Source organism: Psychrosphaera sp. B3R10, assembly GCF_018861025.1.
Classification (GTDB): Bacteria; Pseudomonadota; Gammaproteobacteria; order Enterobacterales; family Alteromonadaceae; genus Psychrosphaera; species Psychrosphaera algicola.
This window is the reverse complement of the sequence record NZ_JAHKQH010000024.1, coordinates 41011-62942: the sequence shown is the minus strand read 5'-3', so window position 1 is coordinate 62942 and position 21932 is coordinate 41011. Positions and strand designations below refer to the sequence as shown.

The 21932-nt window shown below is 39.4% G+C and carries 9 protein-coding genes; 1 reads left to right on the top strand and 8 read right to left on the bottom strand.

The window, feature by feature from the left end:
- The first annotated feature begins 114 nt into the window (after positions 1–114).
- Positions 115–1095 (top strand): hypothetical protein, encoded by a 981-nt coding sequence (locus tag KO525_RS09095; protein ID WP_215963493.1) that lies wholly within the window; start codon positions 115–117, stop codon positions 1093–1095.
- On the opposite strand, the gene glnE is transcribed toward KO525_RS09095, so the two are convergent.
- The 8 genes from glnE to KO525_RS09055 all read right to left on the bottom strand — a co-directional run bounded on the left by glnE (position 1084) and on the right by KO525_RS09055 (position 21920).
- On the bottom strand, positions 1084–3912 hold the full coding sequence (gene glnE, locus KO525_RS09090; RefSeq protein WP_215963492.1) for a bifunctional [glutamate--ammonia ligase]-adenylyl-L-tyrosine phosphorylase/[glutamate--ammonia-ligase] adenylyltransferase: 2829 nt from the start codon (positions 3910–3912) through the stop codon (positions 1084–1086). The two genes, KO525_RS09095 and glnE, sit on opposite strands and share 12 nt — an antisense overlap.
- Before the next feature lie 4 nt (positions 3913–3916).
- On the bottom strand, positions 3917–5464 hold the full coding sequence (locus KO525_RS09085) for an inorganic triphosphatase (protein WP_215963491.1): 1548 nt from the start codon (positions 5462–5464) through the stop codon (positions 3917–3919).
- Positions 5465–5547: 83 nt separating this feature from the next.
- On the bottom strand, positions 5548–6249 hold the full coding sequence (locus KO525_RS09080; RefSeq protein ID WP_215963490.1) for a hypothetical protein: 702 nt from the start codon (positions 6247–6249) through the stop codon (positions 5548–5550).
- Between the two features lie 212 nt (positions 6250–6461).
- Positions 6462–7340, bottom strand: a complete 879-nt coding sequence (locus KO525_RS09075) for a hypothetical protein (RefSeq protein WP_215963489.1) — start codon at positions 7338–7340, stop codon at positions 6462–6464.
- 310 nt (positions 7341–7650) lie between these two features.
- Positions 7651–8058 carry a hypothetical protein gene (locus tag KO525_RS09070; protein WP_215963488.1) on the bottom strand — a complete coding sequence of 136 codons (408 nt, stop codon included), beginning with the start codon at positions 8056–8058 and terminating at the stop codon, positions 7651–7653.
- Positions 8059–8060: 2 nt separating this feature from the next.
- Complete coding sequence (locus tag KO525_RS09065) at positions 8061–9731, bottom strand: hypothetical protein (protein WP_215963487.1); 1671 nt, start codon at positions 9729–9731, stop codon at positions 8061–8063.
- Positions 9732–10090: 359 nt separating this feature from the next.
- Positions 10091–10699 (bottom strand): DUF2726 domain-containing protein, encoded by a 609-nt coding sequence (locus tag KO525_RS09060; protein ID WP_215963486.1) that lies wholly within the window; start codon positions 10697–10699, stop codon positions 10091–10093.
- Positions 10700–10826: 127 nt separating this feature from the next.
- Positions 10827–21920, bottom strand: a complete 11094-nt coding sequence (locus KO525_RS09055; RefSeq protein ID WP_215963485.1) for a pullulanase-associated domain-containing protein — start codon at positions 21918–21920, stop codon at positions 10827–10829.
- Positions 21921–21932 lie beyond the last annotated feature (12 nt).

The window sequence follows — 21932 nt, the reverse complement described above, 5'->3', positions numbered from 1 at the left end:
TGCAGGCTTTCTAAGCCGTTTGTTTCTATCGAGGGAAAAAACAACAAACAATTGGTAATAATTGAACGAATTCCTTGTTATCATCAAGGCAACGAAACTATTAGCCAGTATATTATGAAATTATTACTAACATTTTATTACCTCATTATCCTGATAATCGTTACGATGCCAGTAGCCATTGCCGCTAAAAAAACACCTCCAAAAGTGAGTATCAGGACGGTTTGTCAGTCAGAATTTGTCGAATGTTTAAATCGATTACCTGCAGAACTAATTAAGACCAAGGAACACCAAGACTTTTGGTATGTTTTAAAAATTTATGAATTTGAATCTCTATTTCAATTAAATTACACCCAAAGGTTGCATGAGGCGACGGCTAAGTATGTTGATTCCAAAAATATAAAGAGCAAAGAGTTTCAATTTTTAACTCGTATTTACCATGCGAAAACTCAGTTTGCGCAAAATAATGAAAAAAAAGGTATCTATTATTTAGATAAAGCCAAGGGGCTTTTTAGTCAACTTACCTCGACTATTTCAAACCCTATTTATTTAATCCATTATGCCAATATCATTTTAGTTGAAGCACATCGTCTAAAAAAATCGGGATTAGTGGCTGAGTCGAAAACAAAGTTTTTAGAAACCAAACAACTGCTTCTCACCATCAAAAAGAACTATTACCAATATAATAACCCCAGCTTTCAAGTGGAGCTTTATACCAACCTGAGTCACTGCACTGGTCAATTAAATCAACGAACGGCTGCCATAGAAGCTTCAAAAAAAGCAATTTTTTGGGCGAAAGAAAATGCCAACCGACAGCAAATTGGGATCTCTGAATTTAACTTGGCAAGGGCCTACCAAAATGCCAAGCAATATACTAAATCCAGACGGACTTATTTAACGTCTATCCGAAGCTTTGTTGAATCGAAGGATAAAGTTAGTGAAGCAATAGCCTATTTGCGCCTGATAGAAGTAAGTAAAGCAATAGGGGATAAAAAGACGATTGCTCGTAGTTTTACGCAACTTGATACTCTGGCAGAAAGCGAAGATTTACCAGAACGGATCATTACTTGGAAAAATGAACTTAGGTTAACCAAGTAGGCGTGTCCAGGTTCTTCTCACCTGCCCAATGTGAGTTGGTAGTGCCTTCACCGACAACAACTTTTTGGCGTTGTTTAAAGAAGCTTTGTGATAATGCTCCCTAAATTCGATATAAGCTTGAGTCAACGAATCGAAGTCTGTCTGTTCAATCAATTTCAGTTCTAACGCACAATTCAAAATTCGGATATTATCGGAATATTTGGTCAATTCTGGATGTTTCTCAGCAAACTGTAAAACCAAGTATTGAGAAATAAACTCAATATCTGCGATCCCACCTCTAGATTGTTTTAAGTCAAATAGCTCTTCTGTTTCCTTCGACAAATTGTCATGCATTTTTGTTCGCATCTCTGCAATTTGTTTTGTCAAAACGTCATTCTCTCGTGACATTGACAAAATACTGAGTCGAATTTGATCAAACCGTTTTGCCAAAATATCATCCCCGGCCACAATTCGGCTACGCACTAGTGCTTGGTGTTCCCACGTCCACGCTTCGGTTGTTTGATATTCATAAAACGTCTGTATATTAATCGCCAATAATCCTGATGCACCTGACGGACGCAATCTCGTATCAACTTCATACAACTCACCAGACATCGTGCGAGTGGTAAATAAATGAAGGAGTCGTTGCGCTAGCTTAAGATAGAACTGACGAGAATCGATTGCCTTTTTGCCGTCGGTTTCTTTTGACGACTGGCAACCATGAATGAAGACTATGTCTAAGTCTGAACCGTAACCTAATTCAAAACCCCCTAATTTTCCGTAACCAATAATAGCAAAGTTTTTATGGTCATCGGTTGCGCCTTCAGGATAGCCGAAGCGTTTTATCATTTGTTGCCATGCAATGCCCGTCGCTTGTTCTAAGCAGGCTTCAGCAATCTCGGTCAAGTGGTCGCTGACTTGCATCAAACTTGCAACTCCCGCCACGTCACAAGCTGCTATGACCAATTGATTGGTTAGCTTAAACTGTCTCAGCACTTCCATTTGCATTTCTAAATCATCGGGTTCTACCCGTAATAATTGTCGACGTAGATCATCGTTATAATTATTTAGATCAGGGACCTTGTATAACTGCTTCGGATCAATGAGTTGATCCAACAACAGTGGAAATCGACTTATTTGCTGGCCAATAAACTGACATGACGACGTCAACTTGATAAGTTGCGACAACGCCCCTGCGTTTTCAACCAATAACTCAAGGTAGGCTGTTCGAGACGCTATCTTTTTCAGTAGAACTAAAATCTCTGTAAACTCAACCTTACCTACTTTTTGCTCAGCGCATTCCATCAGTAATTGAGGCATTAATTGATCTAATCGTTCACGACCCCTTGCGCCACTGACTTGTTTGATTAAGTCCGATTTTTGTTTCCAAACGACCTCGGCATGATCAAAATCATCCATCACAGCAGGCTTTTCGTCTTGCTCCCAAACATCATTCCACTTGGCCAACTTAGCGTCATTTGACTTATCTTCTGCTTGTTCCGGTTCACCGACTACACTGATAAACATTTGACTGACACGTTTGTTAATTTCAGCAAGGTGATTAAGAAACGACTGCCAATCTACAAATCCAAATAACTCGATAAGCCGAGTTTGCAGTTCAGGTTCGGTTGGTAAGGTTTGCGTTTGTTGGTCGCCAAACGCTTGGAGGTACTGCTCGCATTGCCTTAACCACAAATAATCTTCGGCAAGGGCTTTACCTTCTGCGCCACTAAATACATTTAAGGTAACTAATTCAGGTAACGTTTTTAGCAAACTTGCTTGCTGTAATTGCGGTTCTTTACCGCCCCTAAGCATTTGCATCGCTTGAACGATAAATTCGATTTCTCTAATGCCGCCACTGCCCAATTTAATATTGAGCACAATTCGTCTTCGTTTAACTTCGTTTTGGATCTGTTTTTTCATCGTTCGTAACGATTCGATCACACTAAAATCAATGTAGCGTCGAAAAACAAAAGGTTTAAGTACTTTGACTAAAACTTGGTGCTGAGAAGATTCTATGTTTGAAATGCTGCCGACCTGTCCGAGCGGTCTTGCCTTGAGTAATGCGTATCGCTCCCACTCTCGACCTTGATTTTGATAATAATCCTCAATGGCATCAAAACTCGACACCAATGGGCCACTTTCTCCAAATGGTCTCAATCGCATATCGACTCGGAATACCTGCCCATCCCCGGTAACTTCATCCAACAATTGAATGATTTTCTGCGCCAGTTTGGTGAAGTAAATTTGGAAATCTTCGGACTTTCTTCCGCCTTGAGTTTGGCCTTTTTCGCTGTAACAAAAGATCAAATCGATATCACTGGAAAAATTAAGTTCATAACCACCGAGCTTTCCCATTCCCAATGCAATTAACGCTATCTCGTCATGTTCTTTATTCAAGGCTTGGCCAAATCGAGGTTTAAGCGACTCAATGGACCAAGTTCGGCTTACGACATACAGTTCATCTGCTAATTTAGACAGCAATAACATCGATTCTTTAATCGACGTCAATGCAAGAAAATCGTCGGCGGCAATAAGCACCATAGTTTTGTGTCGGAAGACTCGCAGGTGCTTTTGAAATGTCTTTTCATCTGGTTCTGCTAATAATTCAGTTGGGAAATGAATATCAACAGATTTACCATGTGCTAAATGTTCAGATAATTCCGAACAAACTTGGGGGTATTTTAAACAAGTTTGAAAAATAAACTCACTGCGAGCAAACAGATATCCGATGGTTCTTATTATTTCTGATGCTGCTGTTATTTGCTCATGCTGCGATTCAAATTCACTCAGTCTCTGAGCGGCTAACTGAGTATCGTACAATGTGTTTATTTTCATTAAATTACCAATAAGGCTTAAGTTTGCAACAATTTTTAGTCGATGCGCTAACGGCAATTAACAGACTTTGTTGTTTGCTTGCGATCCAACTTTTATGCACTTCGAGTTTCGGATGTGTCGCCAAATTTTCATCAACGAGTTTTTCCAATGTATTTAACAGCATAAGTTCTTCACAGCCGATCAAAAGATCAACTAAAGGATTTCTAAAACTATGCCAATCTTCGGTGTCATACAAGCGGCCAACACACAATCCAGTTAACAGCTCTGTTGCAAGCGGCCAATACAGTTTTTCGATATAGGAGCTTTGAGTAACATCTTTTAATTCAAGTAACTGCGGCTTTAATTTGCTCCATGCTTTATCCAACCATTGTTCGGATATCCTTCTGATCGGTTGGTTTAGCTCTGATATTTGATTTAGCGACAATTCCGTTCGCCACTGTTTATGGGTTAACCAATTGATCAGATTAAGGATCAACAAGTTATATTCTGGACTTTGGAAAAAAGCTGACGCGTCGGCCATTTGCTCTTCATGAGTCATTTGGCGTCGTAATAATTCGCTTAGCGATTCACTGTCTTTAATCTTGTTTCGGTAGGGTGTAGGGCGGTTAGTGAGCTGTTTGAATTGATAAAAGATATCAACCCAGCTCAGAGTTTTTCGACAGTGTTTAAACCCTTTAATTAACTGTTCTGCACTTGCTACCGGCAATACTTTTGAGAACAATTGTAGAATATGAATTAACTGCGAAAAACCGTCGATGGTGCGACGAAGTGCCTTTAATGAATGTTGTTCAACAAAGACCATTTCATGATGCTGAACAAACTTTAATCCTTCGCTCAACATTTGGATCATTCCGTGCTCAACAGTCACGTCGTGTTCGACATTAATCGCTTCCAAATTGTAGCTTTCTAACGTTTTGTCATTAACTAACATGTAACCGCGCGCGGCTTTACTCAGACTGCCAAACCGCAGTGGTAAGTGAACAACCAAAAATTGCGCTAGATTGAAAATGTCAGCGACATTGCCTTTAACAAGCTCAAGTTCGATCTCACAAATAGGCGTTTTGTTTTCACCTGATTCAACATAACCTTCATCTAAAACGCATTCTATAAGCGTGCCGCTGGGCATAGTGATGTGCCAAATGTTTCGGCTAAATACGGTTTCAAATTGCTTGATGAGTTTTCGTTGGAGCTTTTCTGTTTCGAAATTGGCTGGCCAAATGGTTGGATCAAACTGAGTAAGATCAGCAAAACATTTTGTCTGGGGAACATCACTTAGCCGAACATTATGTTCAGGTCGCTGGTGTAAACCGCCAATATCTTTACCCGCCAGTTTGACCGTTTGTTCACTCCAACCTTGGCCGTTTTTATCTTCACTACAACGAGTTCTAAGTCCCATATCAAAGGCTCTTAGGTCATTGTCCGGTGTGTCAAAATAGGCGTTACTTAATACTAAGGTTGGTTTACGAACTGCACGAAACATGTCGTTCTCAATCAACTTTTTAAACTGATCAATCTTGTTTTCGTGCAATAAAAATTTTAATTCTATTTCCATTCGACTCTAAATATTTTTCTTTCTTTCGAAGTTATAAAACTAGCAGTAATCCTTGATTCATTAAAGCAAAGAACTGCGAAATATTAAATTAACGATATAGCTGCCGTACAACTCGGTCGGCCGTATAAAACAGAACGTTGATTACCTGAAAGCCCATTATTGGTAAACGGCTTATTTATCGGTCTATTATCCGAACTTATTTTTTGCCCTGGTGAACCACGGGGTTTGTCAGTATCAATCGGTCTTGTTTCAATAATACTCAGTTTCAACGGTTCGATCTTGTGTTCCGCTGTATCCAAAATAATGCCTTCACCCCGTTTAACTTGAAAATGTGCGCTTTGGTATTTTAAGTTAACGTCGCAGGAGACGTTATGTATATTCACGGCTTTGCCAACCGGGACATTAAATGTTGAAGTACGCCCTGGGTTTAAATGAAGCATAGTTTGAACACTATTAGTTGTGCCCCTACTCTCGGCTGTAAAATGCGTATTTGTTTTATTCGGAGGCTTTTCTGGTTTAGTTATTTTGGAATGTTCGACAACCTTTTTACTTGGCGTAAGGCTAGTTGCTAAGTAATTGATATTAGCCAATTGATGGGTCGTACGCGCTATCTCACTTTTTGTCATTATGATATCAAAATACAAAATAGATGAACCACTAACAAAACTGATGATAATTAAGGTGTAAATTAGTTTGCCATTTACCAAGTTATTTACATGTTTTATGTTCAAAAACATAGAAATGAAAAATGCAAATCCGATAAAAATGATAGCGACTTCTAACAATTTAATTTTCCTATAGAAACACAACATTCATTATGTTGTCGATTAAATACGGAGCAAAGTTACTTATAACAATTCTTTGCTTTAATTGGAATTAATCTAATTAGAAACAGGCCTTATAGCACTTTGCAAATACGTTAGATTTTTGCGATAGCGACAAAAAAACCAGTAGCCTAAGCTACTGGTTTTTCTCTAAATCAAAATACATTAATTGGTTAAAACAGTATAGAAATACCGCCACCTAAACGAAGAAACTCTTCGGTTACATCATCATTAAATTCGGCTGTGCTCTCATCTTGTGGCTCATAACCTGTGTAGTCATATTTCGCGTATTCTGCTTTAGCATATAACCAACCATAGGATAATTTTGCATTGGCGGACAAACCTTGTCCTGTACCATTTAGATTATATTGAGAACTTTCGTTGTGCCAGTCGTCTATTAAATCAGCATCAATAATCTTAGAGTAAGCGGCACTTAATGCTAATGCTCCGCTTTCGCCAAACGTAAATTGCACTGAAATACCGCCAAAGATACCGGTTGAGTCAAACGTTGTATTTGTTACTAATGGTTTATTGCCACTTTCGGTGCTAATCAAAAATGCTGGATAATCTTGCGTTGAATCTTCTGGATTTTGGTAATCATAATAAATGTCATGTTGAAATTCTGTAGAAGTGATTTTTACCCCACCAAAAAGTGAAAAGTGCTCAAAACCAAAACCAGTTGTTAAGCTCACTTCACTTCGGTCAACGCCGCCATTGTCTTTTAGGTCAATATCATTCACTTGATATTGGTCATTATAAAATCCGTGTAATTCAGAATCCTGGGTTGCCTTTACATCGATATCAACATAAAACGCATTGATGCCGAAAGTTGCTCCACCACCAATCGTAATTAAGTTTAAGTCAACGACAGTATCGGCACCACTAGAAGATGAGTTTCCATTTTCTATATCGTCGCTAGACTGAGTGGCCAGAGACTGTTGATACTGAGTAAAACTATACTCTACACGCGGTGCAAACCAAACATCTGCAAACACTTGTGTCGACGCCAGGGACGTAATACCAAACAAAGCAACTCTCAATGAATTTTTCATTATATTTCCCTTTTTAACAATATTTTCAATAATCTTAAGCTTGATTTACGTTTTAACAACAACGGTTTCAAATCGCTATTACTTTGAATTTCCGTTGAATTCAAACACTCATTTTAGACCACTTATAAAATAGCAACGTCGTTTATCGCCCGATGGGTGCGTATTATTATAAAACCTAAACGACAATTAGACTCATACTAAAATCACGCTTACTTCATTAACCTACTCTTAAAAATAGTAAGTAATCATAGAAAGTCACTATTAAACTTGAATTCGTTACGCCTTTAATTACAAATAGAAGCGTAAAGCGCTATTCAGCGTGTTTTATACCAATCAACAAATAGAGAGTACCGGTTTTAGGATCGACCCATCGTTTGAGTTCCTCAACGGTTTTTTCGCTAAGTACTGATGTGATTGACGTTTGAATCGTATCAACCCTAATCTTAGGATCTACATTTTTACCGCGAGATGCGTAGGTTTTACTGTCTATATGGATTTCAAATTGTTTAGCCAAATTGGCCTTAGCCATCATTTCCGCCGCTTTATCTCTAAATCGTTCTGCGTGTTTTTTATTTGGTTTTAATTTACCTATGCCTAGTCCAGTTACATAACCTTCCACATAGCTGTCGACAGCCCAACTAGGCGCTGAAGGGTTAACCGCATAAGTTGAACCACAAAACAGGATAACGATTGCAATTAAGCATTGGCGAAAAAACATAATTAGAATCCACCAACCGCGCGTCTAATGGTTTTTTTCGGTTGGCTTTCTAGTTCTAATATTTTGTCCAATGCAGCTTTTAATCGAGACTCGCCAGCAACTTTAGCTAATCCAGAGTTTACTAATTCACGAGCTTCATCAAAATCACCGTCTTCTGCAAGATCCACGGCATCTTCTGCAGCATCTTCAAATATCTTCTGGTAATACTCTTTTGCTTTGCTATTACTTGGTTCGTAATCTAAAACCAACTTAACTTTATCAAAGGCATTTGATGATGATGGGCTAAAGTATTTATCTTTACGGATTAAGTAACGTGCAGATGTCAGCAGAGACTTAATTTCTTTACTCGACAATTTTCGAGCTTTCTCTTCTGCGAATTGTTGGATCTTCTTACTTTCAGATTTAACTACTGGTTTTTGCGACACATTGTACGCATTCAAGTATTCTGGGATCCAGTGACTTGCAGTAACACCAATATCTGCTTGTAACTTTTGGTAATTTAATACCAAACTGTTGCCGTTAGTCATTTTGTTCGACACGGCGTACTCTTTAGCCTTGATGCTAACGCCACCGTCTAACATAGTTAACAACATTTGAGTTCGTTCATGTCCAATATTAATGCCTGCCATCTCACGTGCAATGGCAAAGGCACTTTGACTTGGGCCTTCAAAGTTTTCTAAATTGATATGTTTTAAACCTTGGGTGAACAACGTGTCTAAAACGACGTTCATATTTGGTTGAACAGGTGTGCTATTTAACGGTTGCGGGGAATTCTGATTTAGCGAATTATTGACATCCACATCCAATACGGCCGCACCTTCTACAAATCGATATACCGAATACTCTAGTGACACTTTTTCTCTAAACTTTTCTATTAGCGCCTGGTCTGCAGCAGCAGAAACTGAAGCGGTAACTTCAACCACTAGAATAATTGAACGAGATTGTGGATTATAGTCTTCACTTACAACGACTTTTTTAACATCACTAAGTCGATTTTTACTGAATTTTTCTACGTAGTCCGATTCCAATTCGAAATCTTGCACAACACTTTTACTGGTGATCAGTTGTTTGCTGTCTTGAATTTTATTCGTTGCTTTATCGTAGCCGCGGTTTTCGCAATCATCTACAGACTCGTTACGCGAACAAGAAACTTGTTCACGTTCACTTGCGCGAACTGGGCTTTCAAATTTAGTAATTTCATCCGCGACTTTTAAATCGATAGTTTGATCGATCAATTGGTTTAAACTGCGATTAGATTTTTTGTAGCGACTTTCTGCGGAATCAACTTGAACCAATATATTTTTAGCACGATTTTCAACGGCAATTAGCTCGTTCTCTTTAGCTTTATATTCTGCGTCTTTTTGTTCAATTTGTTGAGTGACTTCGAGTAGTGCTTTGATTATGGTTGAGTTCATCGGCGCATTTTTAAAGCCATTTTGATCGGTCTTTAACTTGTCGACTTCTTTTTCGATTGCACCAAGATTATTCTGAATAAACATCTGTTTAGATTGAACATCTTCATAGTCTGCAGCGTATTTTTGATAATTCGCAAATAAATTTGCCACTTCCCTTTTTTTGCTCTTCAGTTCAGCAACTGATGCCGCATTCGCCTGCATGGCAAATAGACCAATTGCTAAAAGCACAATGGTCATCGTCAAATTACGCAATTTCATGATTTTCCCTAAACTACACACTACAATTTATCTCTATCGCCAAATTATAGTTCAACAGTTAATCTATTTCATTATCTAATTGGCACACATACCAACAAATTAGCCGAATTTGGTGGATTAGAAAAGTTATTTCTGGTTAAAAAGTGAGTTATTACAATCGAAATACCTAATTAGTCTAAAAGTTTTATTTAGGGTTATTTAAATTGCCGTTTTATCGAAACTAAGCGTGGTTTTTACTCATGAGGAAGTTACTAAATTATTGAGATGTGTGAATTAGGTAAACTCAATGTTGAAAGGCTAAACAGGATATTGTAAACAATACCCTGTTATTGAGATAATTAAGCAATATCCAAAGCGTGTTAAGATGCTTTGGCAAATGGTACGCTTGTTAGTTGAGCTTTAACTTGGCTTGCTGATAGCGCTCCAACAGGACGACGCGGAATATTGCCTTTGATGATCGGCTCGGGAGGATGAGCACGTTCTTTTTTGCCTATTTTGTATAAGATACCATTTCTAATTTCTTCAACCTGATAGCCTTTCTTAACTTTAATTCTGATGTGAGGAATGCCAGCGGCTTCTAAAGCACCTGTTACAAACCAATCCGCCTTAGACTTATGCCCACCTTGTGTTTGGTTAACTAAGTCAACAGCCGCAATGATCCTAAAATCTTTTGGGTCGCATAAAACGTAGTCAATAACGCGACTTCCAGCTTTTAATGCGGCGGAACGTTTTGCTCGCCCCCCCACTGAATCTTTAGGCTGAATGATGTCATTGAGTCGAACGCGATTAACAATTTTAAAGTCTTGTCCAACAGCACGGTCTAATAAAGCATAAAATCCACGCTCAATATTAGTAAATAATTGTGCCTTCTTCTTAAACGGATAAGGGTTGCTCGTGTCAATAAAATGACTGGCAACGACTCCAATTGTAATAACTAAACCGATAAGTAAGACTAGTGCCCACTCCATAACTGTCTCCAAACAAAACGTTATATTTCTGATGTATTGTTTAAAGCAATTACCACGCCATCTCTTTGCAATATGTTAAAAATAAAAAAGCCACAACACGTTGTGGCTTTAATATTAAAATGGCGACTTAGTCATATTTTTCGACTGGATACCAAGTAAGGTCCACTTCTTCAAATATACCGTCACCGTCGTTATCAACTTGCAGCTCGACAACACCGTTTAGATAGTCACCTATCGAGTCATCAAAAGCGACTTGCCAAACCAATCGGTCAGTAAATGTCTCACTGTTATAATCAATTACTACCGCCCCTTCAGTATCGAGGTGCCACGTAAAGTTATGAATACCATCCCACTCCATAACACCTGTACCGTCCTGATTAAGGATAATAGAGCGCTCTACCAATATTTCATCGACATATTCATATAAAAGATGACTCCCCACAACGTCGTCCAATCCCATTGCAATAACCTGATCAAGTGGGATCAAAACAGCATCAACAGTTTCGCTATCATAATTGCCATCTAGGTCATCATCTATCGTTAGAACAACTTCAAGTCCGGCTAGCGCGCCGTTTTCATCACGTTTATGATTTTTGAATCGGTATATATCAGGAAGTCCACCGCTCCCGTAATCAACATTAATTTCCATTAAATTAGGATCAAACTGCCAATTAAACGTCTCTATGCCGTCCATTTCATCCCAGATCGCATAGCCGGTTCCATTAGTTTGGAAGTTCTGTTGGTAGCGGGCGTGTTCGTCGATGACATATAAATTAAATGCGCCGTCAATGTCTTCGATGGCCACATAATCTGGGCGATACGCATTTGCGTCAATCATTGTGGCTTCAGCGTCTAATTGTGATGTGTTTACGTCAATAATAGATAATATTCCGTTGGCAACGGTCACTTCTTTATCTAGGCCATTCAACCCGTGATTACTGTCACTTTCGTCAACAACAACTGACGTCATAATGAAAGTATCTTTATCCCAAGTGTAGGTTCCATATTCACCGGTCACTTGCTGAGTATTTGAATCCTCAGTGGTATGAATATAGAAATATCTATTTGCGTCGATAATCGTTAGTACGCTATGGCCCGCAAAGCCTCCTGAACTTGGTGTAATCCAAGAACCCGCAATTTCATTTTCGCCAACAATACGATGTAACTCAAACGTTTCGCCACCATTTTCATATAATGTCAGCATGTCTCCATTATATGAGAGCAGTGAAGGTTCAGTCGTAAGGCCCGCATCTCCGTCGCTCTCACCAATCAAATAAGCTTGGAATTCACCAGTCGATTCGTTCCAACTATAGTTTCCAAACTCACCAGAAACTAAGTTGCTATTTTCCATATTTTTGGTGTGACCTAGGATATATTGATGGTCGTTAATAAAGATTAAGACATTATAATCTGAGTTATCGAGTTCATTGCCTAAATACCAAGCGCCAATTAAAGATTGTGAATAAACTTCCTTAGTCAGTAAGGCGTAAGAAAACTCCGTAAGGTTGTAGTTACCATCGCCATATTCTGAAACTTCTAATGTGACACTGCCTGAGAAATAGACTTGGTCATTTCTATCAGTGTAATGCCATGTCCAACGATCTGTCTCAATCGTATTAATATCGTCATAAACTACAACAACTCGACCTTCTGCATCAAACGACCAGGTAAACGTTTCTGGGTTTACATCCCATGTTACGACGCCAGTACCATCTTCATTAAATACGATTTCTTGCTCCGTATTATCACTCGGATTGGTAAATGTATGTCTACCAGCAACATCTGTTAAACCTACATAGGCAAGAGTAGATTTAGAAGCACTAAAACGTTGTTCTAAATGTTTCTCGTAAATACCGTCATTATTGAAGTCAACTTCAATACCAACTATGCCTTCACTGTAGCCATACTCTTGCTCAAAAAACGTGCGCCAATACCAACGCTCAACTTCGTTACTTGCGTCATAATCTACAATAACGCGACCTTCATCCGTTATAGACCAATAGAACAATTCTTCACCAAATCCCCAGTCAATAACACCGGAATGATCTGTTTCAAATGTAACACCAACATCAATCAATTGACCTTGGTCATTTAGTACATCGGTCAGAGTATGTTTGCCGATAAGCAAATTACTGAACATACTATGATGATTAATATACTGTTCAACATAAACCCCACGAGCTTCGAGGTCACTCATTTGGCTAATAATGACCGGTGATGAATTAGCTAACTCTACCCTTTCAAGATCATCAAAACTAAGTAAGAAACTCATGTCTTCAACAATCATGTCATTAATAAATAGCTCTCTTAGTTTTGTAAACTGACCAACCGAGTCATTTATCGCTTGTTGAGACCATTGAGGCCCCCAACCAAAGCTAAAGTTTTCAAGATTTACGAGTTTGCCAATTTCAACTGCTTCCGCATCAGAAACCTCACCATGAATGTATAAAGTTCTTAAGCTAGTTAATTGTCCAAGTACTGCAAAATCGCTCACTGTATGTGCGTCAAGTGCCAGCTCCAGAACTTCACTCCACGTTAGAATCACGTCCATTTCAATTTGCGTAGTGTCTTGTAACCCCCAAATATGTATTGCATTCATTGATGGATGATTACGCAACGATTCTATCGAAGTAACATTACCCGCGTTAATCCAAAGGGATTCTAGCGAGTCGATTGACGCTAAATCAGCTAAATCACTATTGTTAAAAATAGGGCTCGAAATAGCAAACCTACGTAAATAAGAAAGTGCCGTTAACGGGGAAAAGTCAGTAACGAATTCATTGTCGTAAATAGCAAAATCAGCAATATTTGGCAGCTGATGGATACCTGATAAATCAGTTACTTGGTAGCCGTTACAGACAACATTGGTGACAGAGTAGATTAATTCATCGGCATAATTATCGTTTAAACATGCCGATAATTCGGCATCGTTGAAATTCAACATAGAAACCGTTCGGGTATCTTCATAAGGCGTTGGGTCGTCAACGTCATTAATACCGTCATTGTCGTCATCTAAATCTTCATTATCGCCAATTCCATCCATATCATTGTCAAATTGTTCTGCCGGATTATTTGGGAATACATCACCATTATCACCGACACCATCTCCGTCGCTATCGACTTGTTCGTTCGTATCAAATTGGAAGGCATCATTAATATTTAATACACCATCGGAATCCGCATCATCGTCAATCGCGTCGTTTACTCCGTCACCATCGGTGTCAATATTGAGCGGGTAAACTTCGTAAAAATTCAATCGTGGCAGGATCCGCATATACCAGTTTTCAACCTTGTTATTGAAGTCCCAGTAGTTGCTATTTTCCATTTCCCACTCAAGGACATAGAGTCGTTGGCCTTCTTGCGCTACCGGCACCCAATGACGTTTGTATTGTGGATTACAGATCAGATCTGAATCAGCACAATTTACATTGTTGTATTGCTCATCAATGCCTGTTTCTATCGTAATGGTGCCATCTTTTAACTGCCAGTTATTGGCTATCCAACCCCCATTTGGATAACTAAGATCTATATCGTTACCAAAGATGGTTCGACTTGCACCACCATTTTCCAAACGGTAGCCATAAACCCAATCTGGCTTAACGCCATGTTCATCAAATGAATCAGGGTTTGTCATTGACCAGGCACTTAGCACCGCTTGATCGACAATAAACGAGCTATCGACGCTGAGTTCATGTTCAACAACCAAGTCGTAATCACTATAATGTTCGCCGTTAAATTCAGACGACACAAGTGCAGAGTATGACTGGGCAAATGTTTTATGCTTTTTAACTTTAACTAATCCTACTCCAGGATAAGTAAGTACCAACTCGCCATTTACAACCTGCCAGGTAAAGTCAGGAGTCAAACCGGTTATCGATACATTGTTGTTCATATCAACTATATCAGTGATGGTAGAATCGATTTCACCATCGTCGTCTGAGTCATATGGTAAACCTGGGAACGTGTAGACACCGTTAAAATTGGCCGTTGATAAAGTGTCAAATTGCATTTCAGATTCAACACGATAAGTCGCATTATATTGGTTTCTTATCGCTAATTTTGCCGCCGCACCAACAGAACCATATAACGCTTCTCGGTAGTTTTCATCAACAGGTAAATACGAAGCTGTGGTTACTATCCTAAAGTGGCGTTCCAACTGGCTTTCTTCAATTAACGACAGCTCTTCTTTCGTACTCCTAACTTCAACTTCAAAGCTGTTTTCACCAAATTCATCAACAAAACGCAACGCAGTATCGAAGTCGACAACACCAACATCAAGAAGATCCCAAGCCGTAAACCATACAACTTCAGTGTCACCGTTCAAGTCGGCAATCGCAGTATTATTAACTACGCTCCAAGTTCCTGAAATATCACCATTAAAATTAGAAGCACGGTATTCACCATTTGCCGCATAAGACAAGCGAATGCCATTTGCGGTAAACAAGTTAAAGTCTGGATTTGATCCACGACCAGAAGAGATCAGAATGTATTCGTTAGTAAATGAATTGGCATTAATCTCAACCTTTACACCATATTCTGGATCGAGAGGATCGACATCGTTTTCATCGTCAACACCGTCATTATCATCGTCTAAGTCGGCGTTATTACCTATCCCGTCTTGGTCTGTATCGTGCGACTCATTAGGATCAAATGGGAAACTATCGTCATTGTCGTTTACTCCATCATTGTCGTCATCGTTATCCCAAGTATCTGAAATACCGTCTAAGTCAAAATCAAAATCGCTAAATTCCGAAGTCTCTAAGAAACCAACATTAAACGTATCTGCATTAATGTCCATGGGATCATATTGCCCAGCCCAAGCGGTAGGGTTATAGAAATATGAACCAACAAAGTAAGTGCGATTACCTACTGTTGAAAGTGGAGTGAATCGATATTCATAGTGAATAACACAGTCGATATCATTAACTGTACAGTCAGAATTTTCCGCCATGTCGCTGCGGTTAACAATATAACGTTCGACAAACGAGCCATCGATTGGGTCAATCTCCCAACGCTGATTTTCCACGACTGAGTTGTAATCAAAACCGCCGGTTTCCCAAATAAAGTGACCTGAATTCAAAGTAACTAAGAAGTCAAAATTATGAGGGTATGGATTACCGCTTTCATCGTAGTTATCAGGGTCTAGTAGGTCCCAACTAAAGTTTACAAGATGATCTGCGATACCTGCAAAGCTCGCAGCTGAATCTTGAGCACCGATGTACCTATAATCGCTTAATACAGCGTCAACCATATTGTAGATATCCAACGAAGCATATGTACGTGGGTTCGTTAAAACATCAGTGGTGTCCCAACCATCCCTGTCATCTAAAGACAATACAAAGAACTGATTGGTATCACTCTCAGCGAGATAAGCTTTAAAGTCCTGAGTCTGAATGCCTTCATTGACGTTGTGTGGAATAAAGTTAATACAACTATTGTCATCAACTGTGTCAACTGTCCAATAGGCACCAAATTCTGGATCTATGCCATCGGGTTCTAAGCCATCATTCCATTCAGTATCAGTTACCAATGAGCCTGTACATTCTCCACCGGACCATACATGTAATGTCCAACCGGTGAAGTTTTTATCTTCACGATTATAATAAATTACGGCTTGATTTTGTGTTGCAGTCGCAACTGGTGTTGGCATATCGTACCCACCGGTACCATCAATCCACGCGCCCTCTATTTGCTCTTTAAGCTGAGTCGTAACTAATGAATGAACAGATGACATCCCATCAAATTCGTCATAACGAGTGAGAACAATTAAATCACCATCCTCTGTCGTTAGGTGCAATTTACCATCTATATCTATTGCCCACGAACCTTGAATATCCAAAACTTTAGACTCAAATGTTGTCGACGAGAACTCAACGGCAACATCTTTAATCATCGAGTCGTCTGAACGAGTATCGATTAGGACTGGCATCGCCCATGTTTTGTCTACAATTTCAGAATCAACAAAAGGAATAGATGTTGAGTCACTTAGCCTTGTTAACTCCACAATTTCTGCGTTTTCGACTAATAGTGGGGTTAACGATGTTGACCCTGTTAACAACTCTCTTTGCCAGTCATTAACAAATAAGATCTGTTCTTTCTCAATTGTATAAAATGTATCGACTAAGCCATCTTGTTTAATGAGATAAAGATCATTGCCAATGCTTTGCTCTCTAACAACAACGTCAGATGAGCCTATTATGTTGTAATAGGATTCCGCCGTTTGATAATCAATTATCCCCATTTCAGCGAGATAGAAAACATCTTCAATATAGGTATCCACGTCAGATTCTGAATCAATGATTAAAACATCATCAACAATTGCGAACGTACCAACTTCATAAGTTTGGTCGTCTGCATAAACAAACACACCAGTAGAATGATCAAACGATACTAACGCCCCACTTTCTTCAATGGAGAAGCTCGGTTTAGCCAAAGGAGAATTTGTGATTTCTAAGTAAGTGTTATCAATAACTGACGAGTCGATGGTCAGTTTAGCGCCAACACGAGGATCAGTTGGTGCTATGTCATCGGCATCTAGTACCCCGTCGTTGTCGTCGTCATCATCGTTTGCGTCGATAATACCGTCGCCGTCAAAATCGTCACCATTGCTCGCCGGATCCAAAGGATCAGTACCAAGTTGCAATTCAACTAAATCTGAGTAACCGTCATTATCGTCATCGTTATCAGAATTATTAGGAATATTATCGCCGTCGGTGTCGTCATCAGAAAAACTTCCTATTGCTACCGTATTGTCCCAAGCAGGCTGATAACGGCTTAAATCGTCAGGTGCAATGAAGTTAATACGAGGTAAAATATACCAGCGATTTTCCTCATCAGCGGTAATCGTTCCGTCGTAGTTCCAATCTTGAGTTCGTCTTTCACGTTCAAATACCGCGGTGAAACCCGAGCTATTCGTAGCGATGACATCCCATGTTCTTAGATAGTGATTTTCGTAAGCTGTGTTTTCGTCATACAATATTTCAAGAAATACCTGACTGTCATTAGCATCCCAAGTCCATTCAGTGCCTAAAGTAAAGAAGTCGACACCTTCGTTATACATGGTCCCTTTTTTGCCTGTAATCCCTCTATTTAATACGCCATTTGGTCCAAAACGATAACCCCAAACATTTTCAATTTTAAGTTTATCGCCGTCCCACTGATCTGCATAACCACTGTTTATGTGTGCTATATGAACATTTGGGAACTCTTTACCTAAACCACCAATGAAGGTTGACGCGGAGTCGTCGAATGACGCTATTAGCACTGCAAGCACATATTCACTTACACCATTTACTTGCTTATCAACCGTAGCTAAATACAGATTACCTTCTTGCTGTACCGCTGTATAAGTATAACTAACCTCACCGCTTGTTAAGACTAGTGCGCCATTATTCATTGACACATTGAAGTTGTCCTGAGCAATTTCGGTAAACGCAATATTGTCATTTGTGATTGTGAATAAATCACTTAATAAAGCGTAATTTTGAGAAAACGCTAGTTCGCTGGTTAAGGTGTAATCATAATTTAAAATCCAACGCCCAACGACGTCTGACACACTCGAACCTAACGATATATTGGCGCTAACATCAAACAATTTAGCGCTGTAACTACCCAACATTTCTTCTTTACGAGGATCATTAATAAAGACATAGTCAGTAATTGGTTCAATTTCAAAGGCGTAGGTGTCTTCAACATTTACTTCCAGTTCACCAGGTACGCTGTCATCAACCAAAACAATTGATTTATTTACGACACCCGATGACACTATAATCCAATTCTGGCCTAACTGGCCATTTTCATAGGCGCTATTTAATTCATCAACAACTTCTTGAGTGAATGCAAAGCGCTCTAAAATTTGATCAAATGGGTAATAAATTGTTTCACTGTTTACAGTTGTGCCATTTTCCAACACCACAGCATCATCACTTATACGCCAGTCAAACTCAGCTTGAGTTATCCCATTTTGTAAACCGTGATCTGCGATCAATGTTTTACTGCTGCCAAACGTAAAGGTTTCAGCACTTTGCGGTAAAATGCCATTTTGCCAAACACCAGTGCTTACGAAGACTTTGCCGTCTACCATAGCCGTTGTAAACTCTTTACGTTCACCGACTAATGGATCAAATGGATCGGCGTCAATTTCATCGGCTACACCGTCATTATCATCATCTAAGTCGGCATTGTCGCCAATACCATCTTTATCAAAGTCGGAGGTTTCTGCTGAATTTAATGGGAAAGCATCAACTGAGTCTTCTGCACCATCGTTGTCGTCATCTTTATCAAAACAGTTGCTAATTCCATCGCCATCAAAATCTTGATTACAGCCTTTAATATAACTAATGGCAAATGACGTCACCTCGTCAAATTCGTTATTATTGGTTGTATCTCGAGAAAGTTGCACGGTTCCAGAAGTAAACGTATTTTGTTTTAATAGTAATTCAATAGAAGAAGAGCCACTGACGCTAAGATTTAACCGTCCTTCGGAATTAATAGCCCACGTTAAAGGAGCGAGGTAATTACTCATCGAATCGGCTAATTCCGCATTGTAATATTCCGCGCCGTTAATTAAGTAACCAGTTTTATCTTCATTGAAACGAATGACGACCTGATTGCCCGTTTCAGTATCATCTAAACGATAGTTTCCTAAAGTGATGTTCTCATCGATAAGCGGTATAAATGTTTCTGCAACATCGGCACAGGCATTAACTTTTGAAGTTGTTGAGAAGAGTTTTGAAGTCGCGCCAGTTGTTGCCCAGAAAACCCCCTGTTTAACTGACCCTGCCAATAATCTAAATGTTGTATCGGTACTATTTTCAGTGACGACCAATCGTCCCTCATCTGAAACATCCCATGATACAGCACTACAAACTCCAGTCTCACTGCCTGCATTTACTTGCCCAGAACCATCTTGATTTAAGAAATAACTATAAACTGAATCTGACTCTGCAAAATACAAACTAAGCGTTGCAGGAATAGAAGATTTAGTTAGAACGGCGTCACGAATAGATTTTGCAATCGCCACGCTACCTTCGTTCATGCCTGATTTACTTTCCACCGAATGGAAGGTTAATCGACTATTAACAAAACTATCAAACTCAATCTCAACACTTTTTGAGAGGGCACACGGTGTACCAACAACACATTTACGGCCTTGCGTACCATAACTTGAAATATTCACGGTATTTGATGAAACCGAATATGAAAAATGTTCAAACTTAGTTGCGTTAGCAGGGTAATAGTAGAACCCTGTATTGTCAGGCAATAACGTAAAGGTGTCGTCCGAGCCCACAGTTTTATAGGTTTTGTTAAAACTAAAGTCGCTTGGTAACGCGCTGTTACTTAAGTTGTAAGCTAAGTCAGAAAACGCATAGGTATTATTATCTATATTCACAACAGTCGAAACATTGTAAGCAATAGAGTCTGTTACTTTACGAACCCGTCGGTAAGTAATATTTTGAGAAGGGGTTCCAGCACTACCTACGATAGCAACATTTAAGCTACCTAAAGCATCGATAGTCCAATTAAAATTGACCAAATTACCATTAGAATTAGTGAAACTGCCTTGAGAATCTTCACCAAACATCAACATTTGTGATGAGGCATTTAGCAGTGCGTTGTCCGTTGGTGCTGACGAATTATCAACAACAGTAAGGAACAATTCTTTGTTCAGCAACGATGATGTATTGTACGCGATTAAGTCAGACTGATTAATTGACGTAATAGATACACTTTCTGATTGAAATGACGTTGTTTCGCCACTTGAATTATTACGGTACTCTCCTCTCACTCTCACCAACCAACTGCGGCCATTGGCGTTATTAGCTAACTGGTTAATTGAAAAACCGTTAATGAATAATGTATTGTCGTCCTTTGCAGGATAAAGAGGCTCAGACAAAGTAAACGATGAATCAAATGTCGCAATTACTTGAGTACCTGAAACCGCCCAACTGAAAGAACGATCGCCAGCGGTTAGAAATTGACTGACAGTACCGACATTATTTGCGTTTAACGATACACCGCCAAATAACAATTTAGAATTTTTAAATAAACTACTAAATGAACGAACGGTGTTTGCGACCACATAGTTGCCAATAAACTCTTGCTCATCGGCACTTGGAACCAAGTTTTCGTCTTCAATTATATCTTCTACAAGGTCTTCGAGGGTCAGAGTGTCAATGTCATTGTTTTCGGCAACAACTTGTTCGATACTTTCTTGAACAAACAGATCTTTGGCCTGCTCATCTTTTATTAGGTCCTCAACCAGTTCTAAAACTGTGTTGGTATTTTCAGGTAAATCCGCGCCGTAATCGACAACTAACTGAATGACCGCTGCAACTTGAATAACCTCTTCATTGTCAACTTGTTCAACTAATGCGTCGTACTCGCCTTGATTTAATACGGCACCTTCTACAGGGGCTGTTTCGCCACTTTGCTCTTCAATGATATCTTGAACAAGAACGTAAATCGCCGTGGTGACGTTAGATACATTAATATTGATATTTTCAGAGGCAGTTAATTCTCCGTCACTGCCGGCATCTTCAAGAAGCGATTTACCATCGCCTAAATAAGATTTAAATTCGACAGATTCAAAGCCGCTACCAGGCTGACCTACAGCAGTTACTTCAAATACGGCGTCTTCATCAACAAATTCAATTGGGATACGGTAAAGGCCATTTTCATCTGCAACAACTTCAAAGGTTTCTTCACCGACACGAATTGTCACTATCGCGTTAGGGATTGGATCATCAACAACAGCACCTGAAATGACAATTTCGCCATTAGCATAAAGCTCTAGCGTAATATCATGAAATATCTGGGCTGCGGCTATCGTGTCAGACTCAACGACTTCGGCGTAAACTCTTAACGTAACTTGTTGGTCTTCGCTGATGTCAGGGGTTGTGAAATCAACTATAGATGAACCATCAACTACGTCGGTCCAAACCAATGGCATTGTAAAACCAGACGGCGCGTCCACAACTTCCCAACGCACTTGGCTCGGTAACTCTTCAATGCCGTTTGTTGCGGTTACATCAGCTCGAATCGACCAAGCTGTTTGCTCTTGAATCTCAACCATTTGAGCAGCCACAATTGAAAGTGAAGCTTCGGTCTGACGGTCGATTATTGCTCCTTGAGTAACTTGAACTTCGTCATCTTTATCCAGACAACCAAAAAGCAAAACGGAGCAAAAAACTACCCCCGTTGTTTTAAGCCAATTTGTCATTTTTATTTCCTT